We start from the raw sequence: 7386 nt of genomic DNA on the forward strand, positions 1-7386 counted from the left end.
CCAATGGCGGCAACAAGGATTGGGGCCGCTATCCGCCCTATCGCGACTTCGGCTACGAGGCCGCAAAGAACGCGGCGCAAGACTTCACCCTCGGCACGGCGGGTGCCGGTATCGGATGCCTCACCGCCGGCCTAAAAGGCGGCCTCGGTTCCGCTTCCACTGTTCTGCCGAGCGGCCATACGGTGTCGGCTTTGGTCGCGGTCAATGCGGTTGGCGGAACAACGGTCGGCAACCGAGGCGCGTTCTGGGCAGCACCCTTCGAGATGAACGGCGAGTTCGGTGGCGTGCCCTACCCGCATCCCCTGCCCGCCGATGCCAGTGCCGTACGCCTGAAGTTCCGAGATCCGCAGCCGGTGGAAGCCACCACGATCGCGATCATCGCCACCGATGCCGCGCTCACCAAAGCCTCCGCCAAGCGGCTGGCCATTGCTGCCCATGATGGCTTTTCCCGCGCCATCTGGCCTGCGCACACGCCGATGGACGGCGACCTCGTGTTTGCGCTTGCGACCGGTGCCAAGCCCGCTCCCGTCCCACCTGAAGACGCCATCGCGTTCTACGCCGCCGCTGCATCCACCATGGCCCGCGCCATCGCACGCGGCGTTCATGCGGCTACCGAAGCCGCCGGTGACCTCATGCCGAGTTGGGGACGCTTATACGGCCAACATTGAGCCACGCGGCGCACTCTGGTAGAGCCCGCTTTTAGCCCAAGAGGTCCCGCATGATCCCGCGTTACTCCCGCCCGGAAATGGTTTCGATCTGGTCGCCTGAGACCAAGTTCCGGATCTGGTTCGAGATCGAGGCGCATGCTTGTGACGCCCTGGCCGAACTCGGCGTGATCCCCAAGGAAGCTGCAGCGACCATCTGGGAAAAAGGCAATGCGGCCACCTTTGACGTCGCCCGCATCGACGAGATCGAGGCCGTCACCAAGCATGACGTCATCGCCTTCCTGACCCATCTCGCCGAATTCGTCGGCCCGGACTCGCGCTTCATCCATCAGGGCATGACCTCGTCTGATGTGCTCGACACGACGCTGAACATCCAGCTTGTGCGCGCCACCGACATTCTGCTTGCCGGTCTCGACCGCGTGCTGGCCGCCTTCAAGACCCGCGCTTTCGAACACAAGGACACTGTTCGCATCGGCCGCAGCCACGGCATCCATGCCGAGCCGACCACGATGGGCCTCACCTTCGCGCGTTTTTATGCCGAGATGAACCGCAACAAGGCACGGCTGCTGGCAGCCCGCGAAGAAATCGCCACCTGCGCGATTTCCGGCGCCGTCGGGACCTTCGCCAATATCGACCCGCGCGTCGAGGAGCATGTCGCCGCCGCCATGGGTCTGACCGCCGAGCCCGTGTCCACGCAGGTCATCCCGCGCGACCGTCATGCGATGTATTTCGCGACGCTCGGCGTCATCGCGTCTTCGATCGAGAATGTCGCGATCGAAATCCGACATATGCAGCGCACCGAGGTTCTGGAAGCGGAAGAGTTCTTCTCGCCTGGCCAGAAGGGCTCGTCCGCGATGCCGCACAAGCGCAACCCCGTGCTCACCGAAAACCTGACCGGCCTCGCCCGTCTCGTGCGCATGTCGGTTGTGCCTGCGTTGGAAAATGTGGCGCTCTGGCACGAGCGCGACATCAGCCATTCCAGCGTCGAGCGCGCCATCGGACCGGACACGACCGTCACGCTCGATTTCGCGCTGAACCGCCTTGCCGGGGTGGTCGAGAAGCTGGTGATATACCCTGAGAACATGTTGAAGAACATGAACAAGTTCAAGGGACTGGTCATGAGCCAGCGCGTGCTTCTGGCACTCACCCAAGCCGGGACCAGCCGCGAGGACGCTTATCGCCTCGTGCAGCGCAATGCGATGAAGGTTTGGGAAAAGGGCGCGGACTTCCTGGAAGAGCTTCTGGCCGACACGGAAGTGCGGGCTGCACTGTCGGAAGAAGAAATCCGCGAGAAGTTCGATCTCGGCTACCACACCAAGCATGTGGACACGATCTTCAAGCGCGTGTTCGGCTGAAAGTCGGACGCACGGACTGGATAAGCAAGGAGCGGGTCAAAGCCCGCTCTTTTTGTTTTTACCGTGAACCCTTGGTCAGCATGTCCTGCGCAAGGAGGATCGCATTGCGCCGATCCCGTTCGTCGGCAAGCGCGAACGCCTCTTCCTGCATGCCGCGAATCCAGGGCTGGTCCGTCGGCGCGGCGCGCTCAAGAGCGGCCGTCATCATCGCCAGTCCGCGCGTGACCTTGCCGCTGTGGAACAGCAGATTGCCCAACGTGGCCTGCGCGCCGGCATGGCCCTTTTCGGCTGCAAGCTGCAGCCAGCGTCCGGCCTGACGGATGTTCGAGCGAACGCCATCGCCCTGCAGATACATCTTGCCGACTTCGTATTGCGCGTCCGGATTGCGATAGGTCGCGGCGGCACGCATGTAATAATCATTGGCCGCCGAAAGGTCGGCATCGACCGGGCTGCCGGGAATGCCGGACTTCAGGTAGCGGCCGAGCGCAACCAGTGCGTCCGAGATGTAGGTGTCTTCCGGGCTGCCGGGCTCGACTTCCTGGCGCGCGATCTCGGAGAAGAACTTGAAGGCCTGGTAATCGTCGCGGCCGACGCCGTCGCCTTCGGCATACATGCGCGCCAGTTTCCACTGTGCGCCGATCTGGCCGTTTTCAGCGGCATAGCGATAGGCTTCGACGGCTTGGTCCTTGTGGCCGCTCTTGTAAGCGGAAAAGCCGAACTTGAAGACGGCCCACGGGCTTGAGCCCGGCTCAACCACCTTCTTCTCGTCCAAAGCGCGTGCCGTCCCCGTTCCGGCAAAGGACCCGCAAGCAACCGCCGCCGCAAGCAGGAATGCCCGCGTCGCGCCCGCAGGTACCCTGCGCGGCCGCTTGTTCATCACTGACGCAAAGGTCGAAGCGGACATGCAGACAGCAGCATGAGCCGCACCCGAATGCGCAAAACACAACCCTGATACTACTCGTGCGTTCATACCTACCCCGGCCGCAAAGTGCGGCATACGCCGATCGAGCCAAGCCCCCTTTGCACGATCGAACAGGTTCCGAGGTGCGCCGGGTTTATGGCAGGAAATGGGCGTGTGTTCCCCGGCAGCAGGTATAGACGAGGTTGGTCAAAGGAGTGTTGCTGAATCGCAACGAGATGAGCACGAGGGTTTTACAGGCCAGAAAGCAGAAAGGCCGCATTGCTGCGGCCCTTCTTCTAATATGTGGAGATCTTTACTCTTCGGGAACCACGCGAACAGCGCCTCGGGCGGCACTCGTGGTGAAATGCGCGTAGGCACGCAGGGCATCGGATACCTGGCGCTTGCGCTTCTGCGACGGCTTCCAGCCGAACTGGTCCTGCTGGGCCCGGCGCTGATCGAGTTCCGCCTGATCCACCAGAAGGTCGATCGTGCGGTTCGGAATATCGATTGCGATCTGGTCGCCTTCCCGAACGAGCCCAATCAAGCCGCCTTCGGCTGCTTCCGGCGAAACGTGGCCGATCGACAGGCCCGACGTGCCGCCGGAGAAACGGCCATCGGTCAGCAGGGCGCAGGCCGCGCCCAAGCCTTTCGATTTCAGGTAGCTGGTCGGATACAGCATTTCCTGCATGCCGGGACCGCCGCGCGGGCCTTCATAGGTGATGACCACGACGTCGCCAGCCTTCACCTCATTGCTGAGGATCGCCTTTACCGCCGCATCCTGGCTCTCATAGACCTTGGCAGGCCCGGTGAACTTGAGGATGGACTCGTCGACGCCAGCCGTCTTCACGACGCAGCCATCCAGCGCGATGTTGCCCTTGAGCACGGCCAAGCCGCCGTCCTTGGAGAATGGATGCTCGGCGCTGCGGATGACGCCGGTCTCGCGGTCTAGATCGAGGTCGTTCCAGCGGCGATCCTGGCTGAAGGCGGTCTGCGTGGGCACACCGCCTGGAGCCGCCATATAGAAGTTGCGGACATTGTCCTGCGTGGTGCGCGAAATATCCCAGCGGTCGATCGCATTGCCGATGGTGCCGCTATGCACGGTCGGGCTGTCACGATTGATCAAGCCCGCTTTGTCGAGCTGGCCAAGGATCGCCATGATGCCGCCGGCGCGGTGGACGTCTTCCATATGCACGTCGTTCTTAGCCGGCGCGACCTTGCAGAGAACCGGCACGCGGCGTGACAGCGCGTCGATGTCGTCCATCGTAAAGTCGATCTTGCCTTCATGCGCCGTCGCCAGAATGTGCAGCACGGTGTTGGTCGAACCACCCATCGCAATGTCCAGCGTCATGGCGTTCTCGAACGCCTTGCGATTGGCGACGTTGCGCGGCAGCACGCTGTCGTCGTCCTGTTCGTAGTAGCGCTGGCACAGATCCACGGCCAAGTGGCCGGCTTCCACGAACAGGCGCTTGCGGTCGGCATGAGTAGCCAGCGTCGAACCGTTGCCCGGCAGCGACAGGCCGAGCGCTTCAGTGAGGCAGTTCATGGAATTGGCGGTGAACATGCCCGAGCAGGAACCACAGGTTGGGCAGGCTGAGCGCTCGATGACCTTGACGTCTTCTTCCGACACGCGGTCGTCCGCCGCAGCAACCATGGCGTCAACCAGATCAAGCGCATGTTCCTTGCCCTGCAGCACCACCTTGCCGGCTTCCATCGGGCCGCCCGACACGAACACGGCGGGAATGTCGAGCCGCATCGCAGCCATCAGCATGCCCGGCGTGATCTTGTCGCAATTGGAAATGCAGACCATGGCGTCGGCGCAATGCGCGTTGACCATGTATTCCACGCTGTCGGCGATCAGCTCGCGCGACGGCAGCGAATAAAGCATGCCGTCATGGCCCATCGCGATGCCGTCATCGACGGCGATCGTGTTGAACTCCTTGGCGACACCACCGGCCGCTTCAATCTCGCGGGCAACGAGCTGGCCGAGATCCTTGAGGTGGACGTGGCCCGGCACGAACTGCGTGAACGAGTTGACCACCGCAATAATGGGCTTGCCGAAATCGCTGTCCTTCATGCCCGTCGCGCGCCAAAGGCCGCGAGCGCCGGCCATGTTGCGGCCGTGAGTGGTGGTGCGGGAGCGATAAGCAGGCATGGTCTAGGTCCGTCTTTTTAGCGACCCCGCCTCCGAGGTCTGAAGGGCGCTCGCATGACTTAAGGGCGATTTGATGAAGTCGCGTGCCCAATGCCCGCAACTTCATCATGCGGCTCAGGTGTTTTGGACCCTTTGAAGGGCCGCGGTCAACTTTTCCACGTCCTGTGTCAGGGTCGCCTTCTTTTCGCGCTCGGCTTCCACGACATCTTCGCGCGCATTGGCGACGAACTTCTCGTTGGACAGCTTCTTGTCGATGCGCTCGATCTCTGCGGTAGCCTTGCCGATCTCCTTGGTGAGGCGAGCGGTTTCGGCACCAACATCGATCAGGCTGCCGAGCGGCAAGCAGATCGTGGCTTCGCCCAGCACCAGCTGCGCGGATTGCCCGGGCGCGGTGTCGGCAAAAGCGAACTCACTGACGCGAGCCAGCCGCTTCACCGCACTCTCATGCCGGGCAAAACGCGCCTTGGTTTCAGCCGAAGCATCCACCACGACGATCGGCGCGACCGCGCCGGCCGGCACGTTCATCTCGGAGCGTACCGAACGGATGCCGCTCACCAGATCGATCAGCCAGTTCACGTCGGCGGCAGCGTCCGCATCCTCGAAGGATGGTGCCGGCCATTCGGCGTGGCAAAGCAGCGTCGAACGCTCCGTCTCACGCGCCGTATGCGCCCACAGCTCTTCCGTCATAAACGGCATAAACGGATGCAGCAGCTTGTAGATCTCGTCCAGCACGAAGGCCGCGACAGCCTGGCTTTCCGCCTTGGCCGCTTCGTCTTCACCCATGAAGACCGGCTTCAAGAGTTCGAGATACCAGTCGCAGAACTGATTCCACACAAAGCGATAAGCCGAACCGGCCGCCTCGTTGAAGCGGTAGGTTTCGATCGCATCGGTGATCTCGCGCGACGTGCGGGTCAGCTCGGTCAGGATCCAGCGATTGACCGGAAGCTTGGCGTCGGCCAGCCAGAATGCGTCATTGCGCTTGGCGCCGTTCATGTCGGCGAAGCGCGTCGCGTTCCACAACTTGGTGCCGAAGTTGCGGTAGCCGGCGATACGCGCGGGATCGAGCTTCACGTCGCGTCCCTGCGCGGCCATGATCGCCAGCGTAAAGCGCAACGCGTCGGCACCGTATTCGTCGATCAGCTCCAGCGGATCAATGACGTTGCCCTTGGACTTCGACATCTTCGCGCCGTTCTTGTCGCGAACCAGCGCATGCACGTAGACCGTGTGGAACGGCTCTTCATCCATGAAGTGAAGACCCATCATCATCATTCTGGCAACCCAGAAGAAAATGATGTCAAAGCCGGTCACCAGAACGTCAGTCTGGTAGTGCTTGGCGAGTTCCGGCGTATCGTCCGGCCAGCCAAGCGTGGAGAACGGCCAAAGGGCCGACGAGAACCAGGTATCGAGCACGTCCTCGTCGCGGGTCAGGATCGAGCCCGGCTCCGCATTCTCCAGCCGCTCCTGCACCCAGGCCTTCCACGGACCTTCATGCGCCAGGTAGTGCTGAACCGCCGCATCGAGCGCGGCTTCCTCATCCTTCTCGACAAACACCGTGCCATCGGGACCATACCAGGCCGGGATCTGGTGACCCCACCACAGCTGGCGCGAGATGCACCAGGGCTGAATGTTCTCCATCCAGTCAAAATAGGTCTTTTCCCAGTTCTTCGGCACGAAGTTGGTACGGCCCTCGCGCACCGACGCGATCGCCGGTTCCGCCAGGGTCTTGGCGTCGGCGAACCACTGGTCGGTCAGCATCGGCTCGATCACGACGCCGGAGCGGTCACCAAACGGCTGCATGATCTTCTTGGACTCGACATAAGGAACGGCATTGCCTTCCTCATCGAGCCGCGTCACCGCCAAACCATCTGCATTGATGGCATCGACGATGCGCTTGCGCGCTTCATAACGATCGAGCCCGCGATACTCTTCCGGCACGAGGTTGATGCCGTCGACATCAGACTCGCTCGGCAGCTCGCCGGAACGCGCGATCTTCATCGCCCTCTGCGATTCGCGCGCATAATCCTCGCCGTCCGCGCGCATCTGCGCCTGGCCGTCCATCAGACGATACAGCGGGATGTCGTTGCGCTTGGCGACCTGATAATCGTTGAAGTCGTGCGCGCCGGTGATCTTCACCGCGCCCGAACCGAAGGTCGGATCGGGATATTCGTCGGCGATGATCGGGATCAGACGGCGATATTCCTTCGGGCCGACCGGGATTTCGCACAGCTTGCCGACGATCGACGCATAGCGCTCATCCGAAGGATGCACGGCCACCGCGCCATCGCCCAGCATGGTTTCCGGACGCGTGGTCGC

5 protein-coding genes are annotated in these 7386 nt (G+C 62.4%); 2 read left to right on the forward strand and 3 right to left on the reverse strand.

The window, feature by feature from the left end:
• Together RTX98_RS18675 and purB are read left to right on the forward strand one after the other, a co-directional pair.
• A partial coding sequence (locus RTX98_RS18675) for a P1 family peptidase (protein ID WP_312798303.1) occupies window positions 1–668 on the forward strand: 668 nt, incomplete at its 5' end.
• Window positions 669–718: 50 nt separating this feature from the next.
• Window positions 719–2020: an adenylosuccinate lyase gene (purB, locus tag RTX98_RS18680; protein ID WP_312798304.1), complete on the forward strand. Its 1302-nt coding sequence runs from the start codon at window positions 719–721 to the stop codon at window positions 2018–2020.
• Between the two features lie 58 nt (window positions 2021–2078).
• On the opposite strand, the gene RTX98_RS18685 is transcribed toward purB, so the two are convergent.
• From RTX98_RS18685 to RTX98_RS18695, 3 genes are all read right to left on the reverse strand, one after another.
• Complete coding sequence (locus tag RTX98_RS18685; RefSeq protein ID WP_189503221.1) at window positions 2079–2897, reverse strand: tetratricopeptide repeat protein; 819 nt, start codon at window positions 2895–2897, stop codon at window positions 2079–2081.
• A gap of 337 nt (window positions 2898–3234) precedes the next feature.
• Window positions 3235–5073, reverse strand: a complete 1839-nt coding sequence (ilvD, locus tag RTX98_RS18690) for a dihydroxy-acid dehydratase (protein WP_312798307.1) — start codon at window positions 5071–5073, stop codon at window positions 3235–3237.
• Between the two features lie 114 nt (window positions 5074–5187).
• On the reverse strand, window positions 5188–7386 hold a 2199-nt coding region (locus RTX98_RS18695), incomplete at its 5' end, for a valine--tRNA ligase (protein ID WP_312798309.1).

Origin of the sequence: Tianweitania sp., from assembly GCF_032053605.1 — a bacterium.
Classification (GTDB): Bacteria; Pseudomonadota; Alphaproteobacteria; order Rhizobiales; family Rhizobiaceae; genus Tianweitania.

Coding starts and splice junctions, on each gene's coding strand:
- RTX98_RS18685 (WP_189503221.1), bottom strand. CDS start 2,897: ATGAACAAGCGGCCGCGCAGGGTACCTGCGGGCGCGACGCGGGCATTC.
- ilvD (WP_312798307.1), bottom strand. CDS start 5,073: ATGCCTGCTTATCGCTCCCGCACCACCACTCACGGCCGCAACATGGCC.
- purB (WP_312798304.1), top strand. CDS start 719: ATGATCCCGCGTTACTCCCGCCCGGAAATGGTTTCGATCTGGTCGCCT.